This is a genomic window from Flavobacterium cerinum (genome assembly GCF_024496085.1).
Taxonomy (GTDB): Bacteria; Bacteroidota; Bacteroidia; order Flavobacteriales; family Flavobacteriaceae; genus Flavobacterium; species Flavobacterium cerinum_A.
In genome coordinates this window covers 451,074-470,404 of record NZ_CP101751.1, presented here as the reverse complement: position 1 = coordinate 470,404, position 19,331 = coordinate 451,074, and the positions used below count along the sequence as shown (strand labels likewise).

At 36.9% G+C, this 19,331-nt stretch carries 19 protein-coding genes; 11 read left to right on the top strand and 8 right to left on the bottom strand.

Annotation, left to right across the window (positions count from 1 at the left end; genetic code table 11):
- Positions 1-38 precede the first annotated feature (38 nt).
- From NOX80_RS02080 to NOX80_RS02065, 4 genes are all read right to left on the bottom strand, one after another.
- Positions 39-2,033 carry a TonB-dependent receptor plug domain-containing protein gene (locus NOX80_RS02080; protein ID WP_256551684.1) on the bottom strand — a complete coding sequence of 665 codons (1,995 nt, stop codon included), beginning with the start codon at positions 2,031-2,033 and terminating at the stop codon, positions 39-41.
- Positions 2,034-2,037: 4 nt separating this feature from the next.
- Positions 2,038-2,964: a FixH family protein gene (locus tag NOX80_RS02075; RefSeq protein ID WP_256551683.1), complete on the bottom strand. Its 927-nt coding sequence runs from the start codon at positions 2,962-2,964 to the stop codon at positions 2,038-2,040.
- A 196-nt stretch (positions 2,965-3,160) separates the two neighbouring features.
- Positions 3,161-3,529, bottom strand: coding sequence for a hypothetical protein (locus NOX80_RS02070; protein ID WP_256551682.1), 369 nt, complete (start codon positions 3,527-3,529; stop codon positions 3,161-3,163).
- Positions 3,530-3,834: 305 nt separating this feature from the next.
- Positions 3,835-4,257, bottom strand: coding sequence for a helix-turn-helix domain-containing protein (locus NOX80_RS02065; protein WP_256551681.1), 423 nt, complete (start codon positions 4,255-4,257; stop codon positions 3,835-3,837).
- A gap of 86 nt (positions 4,258-4,343) precedes the next feature.
- Between NOX80_RS02065 and NOX80_RS02060 the strand changes: the two genes are divergently transcribed.
- The 9 genes from NOX80_RS02060 (at position 4,344) to NOX80_RS02020 (ending at position 11,078) form a co-directional block, all read left to right on the top strand.
- Positions 4,344-5,051 carry a CPBP family intramembrane glutamic endopeptidase gene (locus tag NOX80_RS02060; RefSeq protein ID WP_256551680.1) on the top strand — a complete coding sequence of 236 codons (708 nt, stop codon included), beginning with the start codon at positions 4,344-4,346 and terminating at the stop codon, positions 5,049-5,051.
- Between the two features lie 435 nt (positions 5,052-5,486).
- Positions 5,487-6,152 (top strand): MarR family winged helix-turn-helix transcriptional regulator, encoded by a 666-nt coding sequence (locus NOX80_RS02055; protein WP_256551679.1) that lies wholly within the window; start codon positions 5,487-5,489, stop codon positions 6,150-6,152.
- Between the two features lie 12 nt (positions 6,153-6,164).
- The gene (locus NOX80_RS02050) at positions 6,165-7,658 is read left to right on the top strand and encodes a phytoene desaturase family protein (RefSeq protein WP_256551678.1); all 1,494 of its coding nucleotides are present in this window, start codon (positions 6,165-6,167) and stop codon (positions 7,656-7,658) included.
- The gene (locus NOX80_RS02045) at positions 7,642-8,478 is read left to right on the top strand and encodes a phytoene/squalene synthase family protein (RefSeq protein WP_256551677.1); all 837 of its coding nucleotides are present in this window, start codon (positions 7,642-7,644) and stop codon (positions 8,476-8,478) included. Before NOX80_RS02050 ends, NOX80_RS02045 begins: the two co-directional genes overlap by 17 nt.
- The gene (locus NOX80_RS02040) at positions 8,475-8,951 is read left to right on the top strand and encodes a hypothetical protein (protein ID WP_256551676.1); all 477 of its coding nucleotides are present in this window, start codon (positions 8,475-8,477) and stop codon (positions 8,949-8,951) included. Before NOX80_RS02045 ends, NOX80_RS02040 begins: the two co-directional genes overlap by 4 nt.
- A gap of 170 nt (positions 8,952-9,121) precedes the next feature.
- Positions 9,122-9,577: a sterol desaturase family protein gene (locus tag NOX80_RS02035; RefSeq protein WP_256551675.1), complete on the top strand. Its 456-nt coding sequence runs from the start codon at positions 9,122-9,124 to the stop codon at positions 9,575-9,577.
- On the top strand, positions 9,577-10,263 hold the full coding sequence (locus NOX80_RS02030; RefSeq protein WP_256551674.1) for a lycopene cyclase domain-containing protein: 687 nt from the start codon (positions 9,577-9,579) through the stop codon (positions 10,261-10,263). Before NOX80_RS02035 ends, NOX80_RS02030 begins: the two co-directional genes overlap by 1 nt.
- A 269-nt stretch (positions 10,264-10,532) precedes the next feature.
- Complete coding sequence (locus NOX80_RS02025; protein ID WP_256551673.1) at positions 10,533-10,790, top strand: hypothetical protein; 258 nt, start codon at positions 10,533-10,535, stop codon at positions 10,788-10,790.
- Complete coding sequence (locus NOX80_RS02020; RefSeq protein WP_256551672.1) at positions 10,791-11,078, top strand: hypothetical protein; 288 nt, start codon at positions 10,791-10,793, stop codon at positions 11,076-11,078.
- A 258-nt stretch (positions 11,079-11,336) separates the two neighbouring features.
- Here NOX80_RS02020 and NOX80_RS02015 read toward each other — a convergent pair whose 3' ends face one another.
- Genes NOX80_RS02015 through NOX80_RS02000 form a run of 4 tightly spaced genes read right to left on the bottom strand, consistent with a single transcriptional unit; the run spans position 11,337 to position 14,129 of the window.
- Positions 11,337-12,515, bottom strand: a complete 1,179-nt coding sequence (locus NOX80_RS02015; protein ID WP_256551671.1) for a DUF3570 domain-containing protein — start codon at positions 12,513-12,515, stop codon at positions 11,337-11,339.
- A 25-nt stretch (positions 12,516-12,540) separates the two neighbouring features.
- Entirely contained in the window at positions 12,541-12,768 is a 228-nt protein-coding gene (locus NOX80_RS02010) for a DUF4266 domain-containing protein (RefSeq protein ID WP_256551670.1), read from the bottom strand.
- Complete coding sequence (locus NOX80_RS02005) at positions 12,765-13,688, bottom strand: FAD:protein FMN transferase (RefSeq protein WP_256551669.1); 924 nt, start codon at positions 13,686-13,688, stop codon at positions 12,765-12,767. The genes NOX80_RS02010 and NOX80_RS02005 overlap by 4 nt, the downstream gene beginning before the upstream one ends.
- 9 nt (positions 13,689-13,697) lie before the next feature.
- On the bottom strand, positions 13,698-14,129 hold the full coding sequence (locus NOX80_RS02000; RefSeq protein ID WP_256551668.1) for a thioredoxin family protein: 432 nt from the start codon (positions 14,127-14,129) through the stop codon (positions 13,698-13,700).
- A 369-nt stretch (positions 14,130-14,498) separates the two neighbouring features.
- On the opposite strand from NOX80_RS02000, the gene NOX80_RS01995 reads away from it, so the two are divergent.
- Together NOX80_RS01995 and NOX80_RS01990 are read left to right on the top strand one after the other, a co-directional pair.
- On the top strand, positions 14,499-14,885 hold the full coding sequence (locus tag NOX80_RS01995; RefSeq protein WP_256551667.1) for a hypothetical protein: 387 nt from the start codon (positions 14,499-14,501) through the stop codon (positions 14,883-14,885).
- 97 nt (positions 14,886-14,982) lie between these two features.
- Complete coding sequence (locus NOX80_RS01990) at positions 14,983-19,326, top strand: CusA/CzcA family heavy metal efflux RND transporter (protein WP_256551666.1); 4,344 nt, start codon at positions 14,983-14,985, stop codon at positions 19,324-19,326.
- Positions 19,327-19,331: the final 5 nt, after the last annotated feature.

The following is a 19,331-nucleotide window of genomic DNA, read 5'->3' as shown; positions in this document are numbered from 1 at the left end:
TTGAAAAATTTAGTTGTTACTATTAATTGATTTTAGAATTAAAAATTGATTTTTAAAGAGGTAAAAATATTGCGTCCCATTCTTGGGATATTTCCCCAGTCGGCATAAGTACTGTAATATTCATTTAAGATATTCTCGGCACCGATCTGAAATACAGTTTTGAAATTGTTGATATAAAAAGTATAATCAGCAGACAAGTTCCAAATCCTGTAAGCGGGTGTTTTGTCTTCTCCATATTCAGGACTGTAATTAATTTGTTCGAAATCACCGTTTAAAGCGGTCTGAAAACCGAAATCTTTATAGTGATACTGTAATGAAGTCTGATAACTCAACGGGCGTATAAAAGGAAGGTTTCCGTCTTTATTATCTTTCCCGCGGGCGTAGGTCAGGGTTCCTTTCCAATGCAGATGTTCCAGTATGTCGTATTGAGCGTTAAGTGAAAAATTAAACAAAGTAGCATAGTCAAGCGAAGTGTATCCTTTTACTCCAACTGATTGATAGTTCATAGGACTTCCCATGCTTAAAATTCTTCCGATGATGTAATTCTGAATATAAAAATAGTTTGCTTTGGCTTTAAGGCTAAACTTTTCATCAGAGAAACCGGCAGCAACGTTAATCTCATACGAAATTTCATTTTTTAAATCCGGGTTTCCTATGTAATCGTAACGATCGAAACTGTTATAGATATAATAGCCGTAACCTTCTGAAACAGATGGCGCACGATGGCCATAACCGCCTCCGGCAGAAAAATTAAACTTTTTGACATCTATCGTATAACCGGCATACAGACTGGGTAAAAAACGGGTTTTTTCCTGTGGCGCTCCGGGATGAAAAATCCAATTAAAATCCACATATTTGGAATGGTTATAATTCATGCCTAAAGAACCACCGAAATTGATCTGACTTTTTTCAGTAATTTCCAATGAATTGTTTATGGAAAGGCCAGCATAACGAGTTGTAACCCAGGGCCAGCTGTAGGCAAACATGGTCTGTTTGCTTCGATCCTGCGGATACATTCGCATTTCGGCAATGGAAACATTATTATATGCATTCAGCTGAACTTCTGAAGAGTAGTTTTCTTTTTTTAGATTAATTTTAGAAACCAATCCATACGTTGTACTCCAGCCCGGCATATCCATATGCACCAGGTTTTCAGGTCGGGTGGTGTCGTCCATATAATGCTCTATGGCATTAAAATAGATTTTCGAATCCCAGACTCTTACTAATCCTTCTTTAAACAATTGCTTGTAGGCAACCGAAGTGATTAATGCTCTTGAAAGCCATAAATCCATCGGAAGTGCAGGATAGCCTACATCTTTCGCCATATCAAAAATAGCATCAGCTCGTAGAGAAGACAAAGTACTCGTTTTGTAAGCCAATCCTAAAGAACTGTTGAATTTTTTGAATTGCGAATGTTTCACTTCATTGTTATTACCGTCAAAATAATTTTCGGCTTTTCGATAGGAAATACTTCCGTCTGCTACGAATTTATTACTCGCAAAAGATACATTTCCAAGGTTGAAAAACTGCTTATTGTTAAATTCAAAACCCGATTGATAAGCACCTTTCCATTCTTGCTTTTCGCTAAATGCTGTGTTTTTTCTTTTCAAATCGATGCTTCCCGCTACAGTTGAACCGTGCATGCCGCCTTCCTGACCTGATTTTATATCGATTGTCGATAGATTATTGCTCTCCACATAAGATGTAATCGGATCCATTTTGTCTGTACAAGCTCCGAAAACGTGCATTCCGTCAATAGTGATGACAGAACGTTCTGTACTCATATTGTTTAACAATGGTTCCCATGCATATGCGCCACGTTTAATAAAACTGATCTGATCGGAAGAAGCCAGAAACTGATCTACCGAAACTGCCATTTTCATTTCGGTTTCTATTTTCTTCTTAGTAGCTACAATAATTTCGACTTCTTTTAACTTGATTTCTTTTTCTTTAATGCTGTCTTTTTTTGCTCCGTTATTCTGAGCATTGAGAAACATTCCCCAAAAAAGCAATACTATTGTGATATATCTCATAGTATCAGAATAAAATGTCAATATAAAGTTCGCTTTTTACTCCTTCGATTCCCGGTGTGAAATCCGTCGGAACTTCTGTTCCTTTTATGACTTGTCCGTTTTGATTCTGCATAATAAAATTCAGTGTCCAGTTTCCGGTCATGGTGTAATTAACTACTCCATAATACAACCCGTCTGTTTTCTGAGTTAAATCAACATTGTTAGGCGAGGAATGATTACCCATTGAGGGTTCCGGCATTCTCGGATCCAGTTTCAAAGTATAATTTTGCACTTCGGAATATGAAAACTGTGACGGATCAGGAAATGTTCCCGCAGGTTCTGTGGGCTGATTGTATTTGTAAATTCCTGCTACCAATTCGTTTTCGGCTACTCTGGGTTTCTGAGGAGCTACCAATGCAATAAAATACTTTTCGCCGTCATTTCCCGTAAAGGATGTCATATTCAGATTCATATTTGGTTGATTCTGAACGGAGATAAGGCCATTAGCGGAATGTAACTGATTATTATCGGTGAAACCAATATAAAGGTCCCAGTTTTCCATTGGATTACTTATACTTGTAAATACGGCATATCCCGAATAATAATTCCCCTCTGTGTTATAGACCAAATTATATCGGTGTGGACACGAAGTTTTATTACCGTCTGAATTGGTCAGTATAGGTAAGCAAGTGACATCTGAGCTATTCAGAGTCTGGTTGTTTTGAGTATTTATTATGGTTAAGCGAATTTCATTATATCCTTTATAAAAAGTCCCGTTTAAAGCCGCAACACTTATCTTGTAATTACCGCTGTTGAAAGAAGTAACTTCTTTAAATTCAAAATATTCGGTAACATCCCTGTTGGTTTCGGCTTCAAAATCCGTTTTGTCCAGAGTACATGAAGTTATAACTGCGAACAATGTCGCAATTACAAAAAAATTAAAAAATTTCATTTCAGGTAAATGTTTAATTAAAAACTATGTGGTATCGACTGGCAGTTTACATGAAATAACAGTTTTAAAAAAAGCGCTATTAAGTTGTAAAGCTACCGGTGATAAAATAGAGAATAGTGCACATATCTGAATACAGGCCATATCCGTTCTGATATTGTAGAAAAACAATACCTGGTGCAATAATCCTATTAAAAAATTAAACTACCGGAGGTCGAAATAGAGAATCTGTCTCTAAATAAGAATAGGACAGATCATAATTTGAAGATATTTTTGATTTGTATTTGTAGAAAAGGGGACTAAAACCGAAATCCTCTTCGATTTCTTTATAGAAAACAATACTTGTTTCTATTGAAATATGCTTTTTTTCGTTTCCTTTTTCAGGAGTATCGGATGCTTTAGCCATCTCTTTCGCTAAATGGCATTTTCCGTTACATTTAAGTTTCGGTTTGTCTTTGTTTTCACAAAGTTCGTTTTTGATATAATCATAAAATACAATATACTCCAAAACCGGAATTACAGGCTTAAGAAGCATAAAGAGTGCTAATATGACTATAAACTTTCTCACTAAAACAGTTTAAATCCGCAGCAAAGGTAATTATTACATTTTAGATGGAAATCTTTTTTGTGCAAAATTCACTCGTTTTGTGTCAATTTCCGAATTTCGGCTTGAATATGCCTGATGAATTTGCTAAATAAACAATAATTACAGGCTTGGAATATCGCAATGGTAAAATTTAGTCACTGAATCTTTATTTAAGCGGATAATATCTCTCAATGAAAACGAACTGCTGATTTCGGAGGAAAAAGGTTGTTTGTCCCTGAATAGCGAGTTAAAAAACTGAAATAATGTAATGTATAACGAATACAGGCTTAATTGTTTTTCCATATTTTTAACGTGATTATCAGGTAAACCAACGTAATGATAGCCCAAAAGGCATATAATTCGAAACGGGTTTCGGGAAATCTTACACTTTGACAAAGAAAAGCAACACTGCCAAATAATAAGAAAAGTCCACTCCCTACAGAGAGAATGATTTCCCGTGCAAAATTGATTTGTTTTTTTGTCAAGGGTTCAGAACTCTTTTCGGAAAGTGATAAATCCGCTATCTGTATTCCCAGTTCGGCAGATAACAATTGTAGTGTATACATTCTGGGTTTTACCTGACCTTTTTCGATTCGTTGTATCGAACGCAAACTGACATTGGTCACTTCGGAAAGTTTCTGTTGAGTATACCCTTTGGCTATTCTGCCGGTACGAAGAAGTTCAGCTATACATTGGTTATTTGTAGACATCCCGTCAATACGTCATTTATACGCCATTTGTATTTGGCGGCAATTTTCTATACTCAAAGTTAATAAATTTGGGTAATTAATATGTTATGATAGGAATTTTTATAGAAATCGTTTTGTCGTACTTTATTTTAAAGTATGCAATTAAGGAAAATTTAAGCGTGCTTGGTGTTAAGCTCACCCGGTACAGATTCATTTTGTTTTCAGTAAGTATTGTATGGCCGGTTGCTTATTACTGCCTCTTTGAATTTTCAGTAGCGGCACTTGTTCACAATCCTTTAAAGTTGAATCCGGATTATACTTTTTCAGCTTTTGTAAATTCTGTTGTATATATCATTCGGGCAGTTGTTTTTGAGGAGCTAATTTTTCGCGGTGCTTTACTGTATATTCTGATCCGAAAATTAGGCAATCAAAAAGCAATAATAATATCTTCTATAGCCTTTGGTGTTTATCATTGGTTTTCCTGGAATGCATTTGGTAGTCCGTTACAAATGGTATTTATATTTTTGAGCACGGGATCAGTGGGCTATATCTTTGCATTGGCATTTGCACAATCTAAAACTATATATTTACCGCTGGCGCTACATTTCGGAACCAATTTTTCCACGATGATTCTTTTTTCTAAGAATAAGGCTATCGGTCTGCAATTATTAATAAAATCTTTTCCGGCTGATCCGGTTGTGCCCGTGGCTGTTATTTCTATTACGGTTCTGGTTATCCATTTTTCGGGTTTTCAAATACTTAGTTATATGTATTTGAAAGCAATACAAAAAAGATCAAAACCCAATACTATTTAGATCTCCTGAATCTGTATAGATCCGGATGTTCGGTACTTTTTAAAATGTAGGTTATCTATACGTATAAATACTACTCGTGTAATAGTCTGATTTTTCCTTTTTATAGTATTTTTTGTCGGAAAGAACTATAAATATAAAAAACTAACAAACTTTCATTTTCCTTCAATGCTTGTTGCCTCTTGAAATAAATGCAAGAATTATAGGGGTTTTATTTATCGGTCATTATGGGAAAAATCTTTTTTTGCTACAAAGAATTTAAAAATGGGAATTGCTTAGAAGTTTTTGTAAGTATTTTAATGCTTTGGATGGTAGTGCTTTATCTGCTTTTATTTCTGTGTAGAACGTCTCTTTTTTCTAAATTCTAATAAAATAAAGTATTTAAAAATACTTGTTTGTTTATTTTTAGTATATTTACATACTAAAAATAGATTATTTATGAACTATCAGCTTATTCAGGATGTTATTCAACTTGTCGAAAAATTCGAAAAGGAGAATAACAATGATGGTTATGCCAAAGATGTAAGTGGTTTTAAAAGATGGTTTTTTGAGAGGGAAAAACAAACGGACTTTTCTTTAGATGAACCTGATTGGGAAGGTAAAACGGAGGGAAGAAGCCCGGAGAGTGTAATCAGTACTTTATTGGTGCACATGAATCGATATGCTAAAACCTATTCCAAGTCGGCAATACAGGAATCAGAATTTTCGACTCAGGAAGATTTTATTTATTTGATCAACTTGAAGGCATTTGGAGCAATGACCAAAATGGAGCTTATTAAAAGAAATATTCAGGATAAGCCAACCGGAATGCAGATCATAAACCGATTAATTAAAAACGGTTGGGTAACACAAAATGACTCCGAAACGGATAAAAGGAGTAAGGTAATTGAAATTTCACAGGAAGGCTTACAGTCATTAGATGCTCAAATGGGAAAAATACGACTTGCAACCCAAATCGTTTCAGGAGATCTGTCTCATTCCGAAAAAATGCAATTAATACGGTTGTTAAATAAGCTGGATGATTTTCATCACCCGATTTTTTCTCAACAGATAGATAGTCATGAGCTTTTGCAAAAAGTGAATGCGGCCTATTTTATAGACTAAAAAATATAGGCTATGAAAAAGAAAATCGCAATAATCGGTTCCGGGATTTCGGGTTTGTCAGCAGCTTCATATTGCGCTCAGTCGGGTAATGAGGTTCATGTTTTTGAAAAGCAAAGTCAGCCCGGCGGAAGAGCCCGGCAGTTTCAAACGACTAACGGATACACCTTTGATATGGGGCCAAGCTGGTATTGGATGCCCGATATTATCGAATCATTTTTTAATGACTTTGGTTATCGTACTTCCGATTTTTACGATCTGATAGCTTTAAATCCGCAGTTTGAAATGATTTTCAGCGATGAAAAAATCGGAGTTCCGAAATCCTATGAAGCGCTTAAAGCTTTATTTGAGGATATTGAAAAAGGAGCCGGTAAAAAACTGGACGTATTTATGAAAGCTGCCAAATTCAAATATGATGTTGGAATGCGTGAATTTGTAAATAAGCCTTGTCACAGTTGGGTTGAATTCATGTCACCCAAAATTGCAGGTACCGCTTTAAAACTGAATTTGCTTACTAATTTCAGAAGTTATGTAGGTCACTATTTTTCCAATCCCAAGCTAAGAACGCTAATGGAATTTCCGGTTATATTTCTCGGGGCTTCACCAATCAAAATTCCGGCCTTGTATAGTCTGATGAATTATGGCGGTTATGCTCTGGGAACCTGGTATCCGGCAGGTGGTTTTTATCAATTGGTTATAGCAATGAAAAAAGTAGCAGAAGAACAAGGTGCGCATTTTCATTTTAATCAAAATATTGATCAGATTGTTGTGGAACAAGGTCAGGCTAAAGGATTAATCGTTAACGGAACATTCCAGGCGTTTGATAGCATAATAGCATCCTGTGACTATCATCATACAGAAACGCTGCTGGAACCCGAAATGCGAAATTATGATGAAAAGTATTGGGCTTCCCGAACCTTTGCACCTTCCTGTTTAATTTACTATCTGGGGTTTAAGGAACGGATTCCCGGCTTGAAACACCATACGTTGTTTTTTGAGAATGATCTGGACGAACATGTCGATACGATTTACAATACTAAAAAATGGCCGGAAAAACCATTGTTCTACGCCTGTTGTCCGTCTAAAACCGATCCTACTGTCGCTCCGGAAGGTTGTGAAAACCTTTTTTTACTGATACCGCTTGCCACGGGGCTTTCCGATGCGGAATCCGTTCGGGAAAAGTATTTGGACGAAATGTTAGAACGCATAGAAAAACATACCGGAGTTTATAACTTAAAATCAAAATTAGAGTATAAAAAAAGTTATTGTGTCAGCGATTTTATAAACGATTATAATGCTTATGGCGGTAATGCCTACGGATTAGCCAATACGCTAAATCAAACGGCGGTACTAAAACCGTCTATTAAAAACAAGCACGTAAAAAATCTGTTCTACACCGGTCAACTAACAGTACCCGGACCGGGAGTTCCACCTTCTATTATATCAGGTAATATAGTTGCAAAAGAAGTAGATAAACTAAAAATATCCCGGTATGAAAAAGCTATTTGACGAAGTATCCTATAAGGTCAGTAAAATTGTGACCGAAAAATACAGTACCAGCTTCTCTCTGGGTATTCTGGCTTTAAAGCCCGCTATCAGACCTGCTATATACGCTATTTATGGTTATGTACGACTGGCAGATGAGATTGTTGACAGTTTTCACGATTATGATAAAGCGACTTTACTGGAACGCTTTCGAAATGAAACCGATACGGCTCTTCAGGAAGGAATTTCATTAAACCCGATATTACAGTCTTTTCAGGAAACGGTAAGCCGTTATAATATCGACCGGTCATTAATTGCACAATTCCTGCATAGTATGGAAATGGACTTGCATCAGTTAGATTATAATTCCGAGCGGTATCAGGAATATATTTTAGGTTCAGCCGAAGTGGTAGGGCTAATGTGTCTTCAGGTATTTGTGGATGGAGATAAGGCCTCGTTTGAAAAACTAAAACCCTATGCGATGAAATTGGGTTCCGCTTTTCAGAAAGTGAATTTTTTAAGAGATCTGAAAGACGACTATCAGATTTTGGGACGTACCTATTTTCCTAATATTCAAATGAATCTTTTTAGCCCGGAGATTAAACATCAGATCGAAACCGAAATCGAAACGGAATTTAAAGAAGCGCTTACCGGGATCAAAATGCTACCGGCTTCGTCCCGGTTTGGAGTCTATCTGGCCTATAAATATTATTTGTCATTATTTAATAAAATTAAAAACACTCCGGCGGAGAAAATAATGTCGCAACGGATCCGTATTCCCAATAGTCAAAAGTTATCCCTTGCGATGAGCAGTTATGTACAATATAAAATAGCTGTTTTATGAAGTTATTGATGGTGTTGCTACTCCTTTTTCCCTATCTTACAAGGGTAGCAGATAATGATTATCCGGATAAGGAGATGGATGCCATACGAGCGAATTACATTAAAGCCGTGTCGGATAAAAAGTTATGTAAGGCCATGTTAGTGCAGTTGCATACTAAAAACGGAAATAGTGTTTATCTTGCCTACAGGGGAGCTTTCAAAACAATCTGGGCGAGTCATGCCATCAATCCGATTGTTAAACTCAATGCTTTTAACAAGGGAAAAAAAGATATCGAAAATGCTGTAAAAGAAAACCCGGATAATATTGAAATCCGTTTTATCCGATTATCGATTCAGCAAAATTGTCCTTCATTTTTAGGATACAATAACGAAGTAGCACAAGATTTGCAATTTATTCACGAAAACAAAAACAGCATAACCTCAACTTTACTGAAGAATATGATTGCCAAAGTCATTAAAAAAGAAATACGATGATATACCAATTTAAAAGAAAACAACCATTACATGTGTCAAAACCGCTTTTTCAATGTGGGTTACAATCAGTGCTCAGTTCATTTTAGGTGTTTTTAAGATGTTTTATACCTGTAAAAGGCAGGAATTTATGCTTAGTCGGAATCATTGTCTAATTAATTTTTCAAACCGATATGAATTTTAGTATCGTTCTTTTAACATTTATACTAATGGAAGGTGCCACCTGGATTATCCATAAATATGTGATGCATGGATTTTTATGGGCTTTGCATCGGGATCATCACGATCACACCAATAAAGGCCCTCTTGAAAAAAACGATTACTTTTTTGTGATCTTTGCATTGCCGGCCATAGCTTTACTTTATTGGGGATCCTTGAATAATTTCGATTTCCGGTTTTATGTTGGTTTAGGAATTACTTTATACGGTATCGCTTACTTTTGGGTACACGATATTTTTATTCACCAACGTATAAAAGCATTGCAAAAAACACAAAATCCCTATTTCCTGGCTATACGGAGAGCACATAAACAGCATCACAAGCATACCGGTAAGCACGATGGAGAATGTTTTGGTTTTTTATGGGTTCCCTTGAAATATTTCAGAATGTATTTTAACGCTAAACAATAATGAAACCGTATACTTATTTATTGATTAATTTACTGACCGTAATTATTTGCTTTATTTTTTCATTTGACAAAAGAATACAGTTCAATAAACAGTTTCCGGTATTTTTAAGATCCGGTATATTGGTTGCAATACCATTTATAATATGGGATATCTTTTTTACAAAAATAGGGGTCTGGTGGTTTAATAAAACCTATACCCTTGGCATTAGCCTTTTCGGTTTACCGCTGGAAGAGTGGTTGTTTTTTATATGCATTCCGTTTTCGTGCATCTTTACATTTTTTTGTCTCGATAAATTTTTTAACCTCAACTGGACCATAGCCTACAACAATATCATTGTATTTGTCAGCGTGATTGTATGTGCCGTATTTGCTTTATTGTATGCAGATAAAATTTATACTTTAGTTACGGCAATTATTACAATGCTAACCTTGATCTTTTTACATTTTATAGCCCGGGTAGATTGGATCGGAAAAGCTTCTCTGGTGTTTTTTATATTAATGCTTGGCTTTTTTCCTGTTAATGGCGTATTAACCGGTACCGGACTGGAAGCGCCGATTGTGAATTACAATCCGGAAGAATTCTTGAATATACGATTACTTACCATTCCAGTAGAAGATGCTGTTTACGGATATGCTCAATTTCTTCTCAATCTTTATTTTTTTAAGATGTTCCAAAAACGGGATTAGTGTTTTTTGATGTCCTTATGTAAGTTCTGGATACAGGATATTATAGCTTATTGCTATTTAGAACGATTTTATATTTTGTCTGGAGTCCCTCTATTTTAATTTGGTGAAACATTTTTACTGTAGTTTTGTGTTAAGGATAGTTCGATATTACATGTGAATTAACAAAATTTGTTGGTGTACAATCGATTAATCGGCAAATTCCGGAAGATCAATTCTAAAAATTAAGATGCGATGAAATTGCATAAAATATAAAATCGTATAGTAGTAAAATGTATCATTTCATCAATTTTATTGAAGGAATCCCGTTGGTACGCCCATTAAAAGTGAAGGTGCTAAGGGAGAATAATGAGTACTTATCCATAGTCCAGGACTTGAATTTGTATGCAAAAAGTGATGATTTAAATGAAACTATCGAAGAGTTAAAAGAGGATTTAAAGAATCTATATCAGGACTTATTTAATAGTGATTATATTCCATCAGGTAACGCAGTCAAGCTTAAAAAGGAATTTGAAAAAATATTAAAGTAAATGGGGAAATTCATAATATTTACTGAAAAAGAAGTAAATGTTGCCATTCGCGAAATAATTCCAGTGAAGGATATTTATAAAAATGGCAGGCATGATACCGCAAAAATCATTGTAGAGAATAAATATTACGGTATGATAAAGTTGCCTTCTTTAAGTGATGGAAAATTTGGAGAAGACAGAACTAAAATTACAATTAAACAATTAGGATTAACACCTGTTCAGTATAACGAATTGGTAAAAGGGCTGATGAATAAAACGGAGTATAACAAAATCATAAGTGGCAAGTGATTTAAATAATAGAATATACAAACAAAATAGAGTTAAGCTATATTGTTGTATATGTTTAAGTTGTTGCATTCTTTAAGCATAGATATGCTAACCTGTATCCTAAGTTAACATATCCTAAGTGATTGGTGTTAAAGGTCACTTTAAAATTCCATCGCCTGTCTGTTTTTTTTTTTTCAATCATACAAAGTTGCTGGGGGATACCTCAGGTTTTAATTGTTGCTATTTTAATTTTTTGTGTTTGATAAAGCGATATCCTGATTATTTGTATTTCAGATTAATACTGATAATATCAGCATTTAAGGCTGTTGTTCTGGAATAATGACCGTAACGTATTTCGAGGGTGTTAAAATGTTTAATTCCGAATACTCCTTTAGGCGGCGTCAATTTCATCCCGATTCCGAAGAAATTACTGTCAAACTTTGAAAGATCGTAGTTGCTGGTATAGTAATCATCGGTACCTGTATGCGCTTCATAGGGTTTAAAATATTTAGCGGCACTTTGTGTGTAAAACCGGTAGAACGGACTTAACGAAAAGAAAGGTGATATTTTTACCGGAACCTCAATATCTGCTGTATGGGATTTGATATCCCAGTCATCAGTATAATAACGATAATAGGCACGGATAATGATATTATCACCCAAAAAATAACTGGTTCTCACGCCCAAAGGAATTTTTAACCGGTTGCCGGGTAAGTTTTCCTGATGCACTGTTCCGTCCGTAAAATAAACCCGGTGAAAAGGAAGGCTTAAATAGCCGTTTTGTGTGATAATATCGGCTAAAAAGACGATTTGAAGATTCTGATTTATAATTTGAGAATAGCTAAGGGAACCGGCAAAGGTATTCCTTGATGCCGAACCGTAATGATTTCCGTTTGTTCGCAGCTCGATGGGTTCAATTAACTTTACCTGATCCAGATAAGCCTGAAATTTGGCTGTAAATTCGCCGTTTTTGTCTTTTGTTTTTTTGGAATAGCCCACATTACCACCAAAAGATTGATAATCGAATTCCGATGACGATGACAAACCAAAGCCAAGGGTGTTTCCTTTCTCTTCGTTTTCGATACTGTAATTAAAAGAGGGATAAAAACGAATATCTGATGATGATGCAGATGAATTGGCTTGAAGATCAATCATATCCGATGAAGCAGAAGTGTAATAATCGATGCCGGCTTCTACATCAAGCGTGTGCTTTTTTCCCGATTTACTGTACCGGATCAGTTTTACATCAATGGTATTGGATACATCGGTTAGTTTTTCCGTACCGATGCCCCCCGTGACAGCCGAATTATTCCCATCCTGACGATAGTAACTGGAGACCAGATTAATTTCGTCTACTTTTAATCGGGTACTCTTATAACCCGTCGAATCAGGCGGCGTCTGTGCCTGTACACGCAGTATTCCTAATAAGGCAAAGCCTGTTATAACGATTCGCTTCATCGGTTAGTTTTTTAGAAGTTAAAGATTAATTACAACCGCACCCACCGCCGCTCTTACCGGAGTTTGCTCCGGAAGAACCCTCACGATAGGATTGAAAACTTAATTCGGTTTTTTCTATTTTTCGGTTGGAAAGGACCATTTCTGAATCGTTTAGTTTTCCTTTCTGATATTCTTTTACCGAAGTACAGGATGCCGTCGCAAATACAAGTACGCCGGATAAAACGGAAAGCAGATGAGACATTACTTTTTTCATTGGAGGTTGATGTTTTTGGATGTGTAAATTTTATTGTTATCGTCTATTATAATACAATACAGATCCGGTATCTGATTGATTAGATACAAGCCGGCCTGAATTCCCATAATGGCAATCGGAGTTGTCATCGCATCGGCAAGCTCGGCATTATTACAAATAATGGTAACACTCTTAATTCCTCTGATAGGTAATCCGGTTTTAGGATCAATGGTGTGTGAATATTTTTGACCGTCTATCAGGATATATTTTTCATAGTTGCCGGAAGTGGCTACTGCTTTATCCGATATTTCAATAAAGGAGAATGCAGCTGTCGGCTGATCGGGATTGGCAATACCAATAGTCCATTGTTTACCGTTGGGTTGTTTTCCCCAGGTAGTAAGATCCCCACTTGCATTGATAATACCGCTTATAACCTTATTCTCTATTAGAATTTTTTTAGCCCGTTCTGCGGCATATCCTTTCCCGATCCCTCCAAAACCGATCCGCATTCCTTTTTCTTTTAAAAAAACACTATAATTGCTTTTATCCAGAATAATGTTTTTATAATTGATGAGGTGAACCCGCTTTCTAGCTTCTTCTTTAGACGGTAATGCGGTCATGGTTTTATCAAAGTTCCATAACGATGTGTCAATACTCCCGTAGCTAATGTCAAACGCTCCCTGCGTTATTTTTGAGATGCTTATACTTCGCTCAATTAAATCAAACACTTCTTGATCAACTGTTACGGGGGCGATTCCGGCATTTTTATTAATCCGGTTTGTTTGACTGTCATCTTTATAGGTGGTAAATAGTTGCTCAATTCGTCTTATTTCGGCAATTGCCCTTTCTATATTTGTTTGGGCAAACGCTTCCTGTTCGGCTACTACCGATATTGTGAAATTGTTGCCCATCAGCTTTAACGACTGAGAATAGGTTTTCATAGAGTCGGATTATTTTTGAGCATCACAGATATTTTTTACTTCCTGTGTCCATTGTGCTACCGAAACATCCGGTTTTCCTTTCCAGGTTTTGATCACTTTACCATCTGCATTTAAAAGTAAGGTTAGAGGAAAAAGGCCTTCTTTGTTGTATTTTTCAGCGAGGGCTTCATTTCTTTTGATCAAATCTGCTGTTCCCCTATTTTTTTTCTTTCTTGGGAAATCGGCATTAACCATAACCAGGTTGTCATCTGCCATCGCAGTAAAACCACTGTCGTTAAAATAGTCCCGATGCATTACAATACAGGGAACACACCAGTCTGAACCGGAAAAGTTCAGCAGAATTAACTCGTTTTTTTCTTTTGCTAATTTTTTAGCATGCTCAAAATCCGGCTCCCAATGCGTAGGGAGGAATATCATTAGAAGTAAGGCTATAAATTTCATAAGAATAGTTATTATAAGTAATACGAAGACAATACCGTCCCTTTTTAGAGATTAGCAAATATAGAATTGAGTAGTGTTTTTTCTATTTGTCTGAATGTTATGTTGTTACTTTTTTGAAGTTGTGTATTCGTAAAAAAGAAACGGTAACCTAAAATAAAAGCGCTGTATATAAAATGGCTATCTAAGATATGATTTTTTTTGATTCACAGACTTAAAAAATAATCAAAAACAATTGTTTATACAAAGAATAAATAATAATAAAGTGCTGAGGTAACTTTTTGTATATGAGCGCTTTGTTTTTTTAAGCAATCTGAATAAGAATTAAAATAAGCGTAACAAACAACTTAAAAAAAACTTATATTTATAGTAATGAAAAAAACGATAGCGATACTATTTGTAAGCCTGTATCTGTTTTCAGCAACTCAATTGTCGGAATTGTTGAAAATACCGATATTAGTTGAGCATTATTTAGAGCATCGACACGAGAATGACAAAATAACACTTTGGGACTTTTTATGTCTGCATTATGCTAATGGAAATGTACACGATGCCGATTATGACCGCGATATGCAATTGCCATTTAAAGCATTGACGTATCCCGTGGTGGCTTCCATCTCTTTTGTTATTCCAACACCCATTTCTTTTACGAATCCACTAAACACTAACCGGGTAGAAAAGCAACAGGCATTTTATGACTCCCCCGGTTATATTTCCTCATATCTTTCAAGTATTTGGCAGCCTCCGAGGTTTTGTTAATTTTTTTTGAGTAGTAGATTTTATACAGACACCAATAGTGGTGTTTGCGGATTTCTATACAAATATTCGAAGCGTATCAGATTAATAAAATAGAATTATGCTAAATAAAATAATAGAGTTTTCGGTAAGAAATAAACTCATCATAGGATTATTGATAGTGGCGCTGATTGGCTATGGAGGCTATCAGGCCACTCAATTGCCCATCGATGCCGTTCCGGATATAACCAATAATCAGGTTCAGGTGATTACCACGGCACCGTCATTCGGTGCCACCGATATCGAACGACTGGTTACTTTTCCGATTGAACAGGCCAACAGTAACATTTCAGGATTAAAGGAAATACGCAGCTTTTCCAGATTCGGATTGTCTTTAGTAACCATAGTGTTTGAAGATAATGTTGATATTTACTGGGCGCGGCAACAGGTAGCAGAGCGTCTGCAACAAGTACAAAGCCAGATCCCGCAGGGGATAGGAACACCGGGTTTGGGACCGATTTCAACCGGATTAGGAGAAATTTATCAGTATGTATTACGCCCGGAAAAAGGCTATGAACAGCAATATGATATTACTGAATTAAGGACATTACAGGACTGGATTGTTCGTCGTCAATTATTGGGTGTAAAAGGAGTTGCCGAGGTCAGTAGTTTTGGCGGAAAGCTAAAGCAATATGAAATCGCTGTTAAACCGGATAAATTAAATGCATACGGTATTACAATAAACGACGTTTTTACAGCACTCGAAAACAACAATCAGAATACCGGAGGGGCTTATATCGAAAAGGGGCCAACCGTATTGTATATCCGAAGTGAAGGACTCATCGGTACGCTCAGCGATATTGAAAACATCGCGATAGCCGGTAAAAATAACGAAACGCCTTTGTTTTTAAGGGATATAGCCGATATTAAAACCGGATTTGCAACCCGTTACGGCGCCATGTGTTATAATGATCAGGGCGAGGTAGCCGGTGCTGTGGTTATGATGCTTAAAGGTGCCAACAGTAGTCAGGTGATCAAAAATGTAAAAGAGCGCATTGATCAGATTCAGAAAACCTTGCCGAAAGGCGTAGTAATCGAACCTTTTCTCGATCGGACGAAAATGGTGAACAATGCGATCGGTACGGTCGAACGCAATTTGCTGGAAGGTGCACTGATAGTTGTCTTTGTACTGGTAATTTTTCTCGGCAATATCCGGGCAGGTTTACTGGTCGCTTCCGTAATCCCGTTATCGATGCTTTTTGCCATCTGTATGATGAATGCCTTTGGAGTTAGCGGGAATCTGATGAGTTTAGGTGCGTTGGATTTCGGGCTGATTGTAGACGGAGCCGTAATTATTGTAGAATCGGTGATGCATCAGTTATCGCACAATGCCCGATTTCAAAAGATTACCAATCTGTCCGGCAAGCAAATGGACAAAGCTGTAGTCGGCTCGGCCAGTAAAATGATGAATAGTGCTGTGTTCGGACAAATTATTATCTTAATAGTTTATCTCCCTATTTTCACATTGGAAGGAATTGAAGGTAAAATGTTTCGGCCAATGGCGCAAACTGTAGCTTTTGCACTACTCGGAGCGTTTATTTTGTCGCTGACCTATATCCCGATGATGAGTTCTTTTTTTCTAAGTAAAAAAGTAAGTCATAAGGCGAACTTGTCCGACAGGGTTATGGCACGTGTGGAAAACACATATAAAAAAGCATTAGTAAAGGTTTTACGAATTCCGGGAATCATTTTAGGAGCCGTATTTGCTTTGTTTGTTATAGCCATAGGAGTAATGAGCACTTTGGGAGGGGAGTTTATCCCTTCGCTTGAAGAAGGTGACTTTGCAGTAGATACCCGCGTATTAACGGGGAGTAATCTAACCACTACGATAGAAACTACGCAAAAAGCAGCGCATATTTTAAAATCACAGTTTCCCGAAGTGATTAAAGTGGTTACAAAAATCGGTAGCGGAGAAGTTCCAACCGATCCCATGCCCATGGATGCCAGTGATATGATGGTTATTTTAAAGGATAAAAGCGAATGGACTTCGGCGCGCACGTTTCCGGAACTGTCTGCCAAAATGCATAAAGCACTACAGGATGTTCCCGGAATTACCGCCGGATTCCAGTTCCCGGTACAAATGCGATTTAATGAACTGATGACCGGAGCCCGACAGGATGTGGTTTTAAAAATTTTTGGAGAAAACCTCGATTCATTGGCAAAAGTAGCAAACCGGTTAGGTAAAGTGATTGGAACTGTAAATGGCGCAGAAAATATTTATATCGAACCGGTAACCGGTATGCCGCAGATTATTATTGCCTATAACCGACCATTAATTGCTCAATATCATTTATCGATAGCCGATATCAACAAAGTCGTTAATACGGCTTTTGCCGGACAAAGTACCGGGTTAGTTTTTGAAGGAGAAAAACGATTCGATCTTGTCGTACGACTTAATACGAATGATAGAAAGAGTATTGAAGATGTTCGTAATTTATTGGTTCCGGCACCAAACGGAAATCAGATTCCTTTAATACAACTGGCAGACATTCAGGTTAAAAACGGGCCGAATCAGATTCAAAGGGAAAATGCACAACGCCGTATAATTGTGGGATTTAATGTAAAAGGTCGTGATGTACAGAGTATTGTAGAAGAACTCCAGACAAAAGTCAGTTCGAACATTAAGTTACCCGACGGATATTATATTACCTATGGCGGTTCGTTTGAAAACCTGAACGAAGCGAAAAAACGTTTGCTGATAGCAGTTCCGGTTTCATTACTGCTGATTTTTGTATTGTTGTTTTTTGCTTTTAAATCCGTAAAAGAAAGTTTACTTATTTACACGGCGATTCCATTATCGACTATAGGGGGGATTTTGTTTTTGGCATTAAGGGGAATGCCCTTTAGCATTAGTGCCGGCGTTGGATTTATTGCCCTTTTTGGTGTGGCGGTGTTAAATGGTATTGTTCTGATTGCTGAATTTAACCGATTAAAGAAAACAGGTATGGAAAATATAGCCCGAATTGTAACAACCGGTACCGGATTACGACTTCGTCCGGTATTAATGACCGCATTTGTAGCCTCACTAGGCTTTTTGCCTATGGCGGTAAGTAACGGAGCCGGAGCCGAGGTACAACGTCCGCTTGCAACGGTAGTAATTGGAGGATTACTAATTGCGACCTTCCTGACACTTTTTGTACTACCCATACTTTTCATCTTATTTGAAAAGGGAATCAAATTAAAAGCGGGCATAAAAAGTTTAAAATTGCTTAGTCTCATAGCCTTTTTAATGCTGGGAATTCAGCTACAGGCTCAAACGGAAATTGCACTTGATAAAGCCCTTGAAATTGCAGTGAAAAATAACCGGAGCCTTAAAAGCGAAAAATTAAAAGCCGATTATGCCGAAGCATTGATCAAATCATCTGCCAGTCTCCCTCAAACTGATCTTACAGCAGATGTAGGTCAGATTAACAGCTATTATAATGATACTAAATTCGGAGTATCTCAAAGTTTTGCTTTTCCAACCGTATACAAAAGACAACGACAACTTTATGAAGAAGAATGGAAGCAAAGCATTTTGAGTGTTTCGTTAAAGGAATATGAAATTAAAAAAGCCGTTACTCAGCTTTACTATCAGTTACAATATTGGTACGAAAAAGAAAAGCTCCTTTCTAAAGCCGATACACTCTACGGGAATTTTTATCAGAAGGCCAGCCTCCGACTCCAAAAAGGGGAAAGTAATGTCCTGGAAAAAGTAACTGCCGAAACCCAAAAAATGGCTATAGCCACTCAATTGAAACAAATCCAACAGGAAATAGCAGTCGGGTTATTGCAATTTCAGTTATTGCTTAATTCGGATACTATATATAAACCTGAAAAAGCCAATAAAAAAGCAGTGTTAATACCGACTTCTGCTGTTGAGGAGCACCCTTTTTTAAAGCTGCTTGGCCAGTCAAAAACGGTAGCCGAACGCCAAACAGAATTGGAAAAAGCCCGTTTACTTCCCGGATTTATGGTAGGCTATAGTAATACGAGCTTTAGAGGTACCGGAGCGAATGAAGTGGTATATGATGCCGGTAGTCGCTTCCATTCTATCCAGGCCGGAGTTTCCTTACCCCTATTTACAAAGGGGCAAAAAAACAGAGCGAAAGCGTCAAAAATAATGGAGACAGTAACACAAAGTGATTACGAAGCTGCAACAGCACAACTGCAAACACAAAATAAAAAGCTGATGGCAGCCTATCAGAGTAACCTCGAAATTGTCCGGTATTTTGAAAATAACGGACTTAAGAATGCCCTGTTAATTACAGAAACAGCCGAAAAACAGTTCGTAAACGGAGAAATTAACTATCTCGATTTTGTACTGCTTTTAAATCAGGCCATCGGTATTCAGAGCAATTATGCAGAAGCCTTAAAAACACTGAATGATACTGTTATTCAGCTTAATTATCTTACCTCTAATTAAAACAA